Annotated in this window: 2 protein-coding genes; both read right to left on the reverse strand. The window is 59.8% G+C overall.

The window, feature by feature from the left end; genetic code table 11:
- On the reverse strand, positions 1 to 878 hold an 878-nt coding region (locus tag ACOYNV_RS27800), incomplete at its 3' end, for an ABC transporter ATP-binding protein (RefSeq protein ID WP_422903065.1).
- 13 nt (positions 879 to 891) lie between these two features.
- Positions 892 to 2156: ABC transporter permease (locus tag ACOYNV_RS27805; RefSeq protein ID WP_422903066.1), on the reverse strand; the 1265-nt coding region annotated here is incomplete at its 5' end.

Raw genomic sequence — 2156 nt, forward strand, 5'->3', positions numbered from 1 at the left:
CTGACGAAGTCGATTTCGGTCGGTCGCGCCGCCAGCAGAGCGGCAGCGCCGGCAAGAAGTTCCGCCGGCGGCGTCAATCCCGCTGGCCAGGGATAAGTGACTCCGTCAATCTGCATGCCCGAAGGGCTCAGTCCGGCCTGCAGAAAACTCGACAGGCCAATGAACTCAAAAACAAAACGGTTTGCCGGCGCGCCGTACACCTCCAGCGGCGTGCCGATTTGCTGAACGACACCGGCGCGCATCACCAGAATGCGGTCCGACAGAGCCATGGCCTCCGACTGATCGTGCGTCACGTACAAAATGGAAAAACCAAAGCGACGCTGCAAGTCCTTGATCTCAAAACGCATCTCTTCGCGGAAATGCGGGTCCAGGCTGGACAGGGGCTCGTCGAGCAGCATGACGTCGGGCCGGATCACCAGCGCACGCGCGAGTGCGACCCGCTGCTTGCCGCCGCCCGAGAGGTCATCCGGGCTGCCCTGCGCTGCCGCCAGCAGATTGGTATGGCGCAGCGCCTCTTCGGTGCGCGCCATGATTTCGGCATTGGGCAGTTTGCGCACGCGCAAGGGGAAGGCCACGTTCTCGAACACCGACAGGTGCGGCCAGACCGCGAAGGCCTGAAACACCATGCCGAAATTGCGCTTCTCGGGCGGCAGGTAATACTTCTTCTGGCTTGAAGACAGCAGTTTGTCACCGACCCGGATTTCTCCTTCATCGAGATCATCGAAGCCGGCCACCATGCGCAGGGTCGTGGTCTTGCCGCAACCCGACGGACCCAGCATGGCGACGCACTCGCCCTTGGCAATGTCCAGATTCAAGCGGTCCACCGCCGCCACGCTACCAAAGCGTTTGCTGACATTCCTGAGTTCTATATAGGCCATGAGTGCGCTCTCATCAGGAATTGTTCTTGCCAGTCACCAGACGCTTGATCAGCACTTCGCCCAGCACGATGATGATCAGGGCGATGCCCGCCAGTGCTGCAGAGTAGACCGTCTCGCCATCTTCATTCAAGGTGTAGATCGCAACCCCGATGGTGCGGGTGGTGGGACCGTACAGCAGCACCGACACCGTGAGTTCCCGCAGGGCCGGTAGAAAGATCAGGAAGAAGGCCGCCACCATGCCCGGACGCACCAATGGAATGACAATGTCTTTCAGCGCCTGCCACACCGTGGCGCCGGAAGCGCGCGCCGCCTCGACCAGCGAATCGTGAACCTGCTCCAGTGCAGCGGAATTGGCCTTCAGCGAGAACGCCATGTAGCGTGCGATATAGGCCAGCAAAATGATCCACACCGTGTTGTACAGGTTGACACCAAACTTGCCACTCCAGGCCAGAATGACGCCCAGCGCAATCACCGAGCCCGGCACCGAAAACGGCAGCATGCCCAGAAACTCCAGCATGCCCTTGCCGCGCACTTTCATCTTGACGATCACGTAGGAGATGATGACGCCGGCAAACATGGTGATCAGCGCCGCTGACAAGCCCAGGCTGACGCTGTTCCAGATCGCGTCGCGTGTCAGGTCCCACTCGAACAGGATGTGGTGGTAGTTCGACCACGTCAGATTGGCAGCGGTAAACGGCAGGCCGTAGGTCTTGAGCGCCCCGACCAGAAAAATGGTCACCGTCGGCAGCACGATCGTGAACGCGATGTAGGTCACGCACAAGATGAAGAGCGGAACACGCCAGGCACGCAGTTTCAGTTCGGTCGGCCGGAAACTCTTGCCGGCGATGATCTGGTAGCGGCCCTTGCTGAGAATACGGTTCTGCAGCCAGAGAATCAGCGCAGCGGTGAGCACCAGAACGGTCGCCAGAACGGTCGCCGAGCGGATCGAATCAAAGCTGCCGGCGCTTTGGTGAATCTTTTCGTAAATCAGCGTCGGTATGTTGTAGATGCCGGTCTCCACGCCCAACACCGCCACAGTACCGAAATGCGCCATCGAGTAAAGCATGATCAGCAGCGAGCCCGAAAGAATGGAGGGCAGCACCAGCGGAATAGTGATCTTGCGCGTGATCGTGAACAGGTCAGCACCCGAAATGCGTGCCGACTCTTCCAGCGTCGGGTCCATGCGCTCGAGCGCGCCACTGACCTGGATGAAGACAAAGGGGAACAGGTACATGGTCTCCACCAGGATGATGCCGGCGTAGGTGTAGATATCGAAGA

The organism is Propionivibrio sp. (assembly GCF_049316945.1).
In the GTDB taxonomy this organism is placed as follows: Bacteria; Pseudomonadota; Gammaproteobacteria; order Burkholderiales; family Rhodocyclaceae; genus Propionivibrio.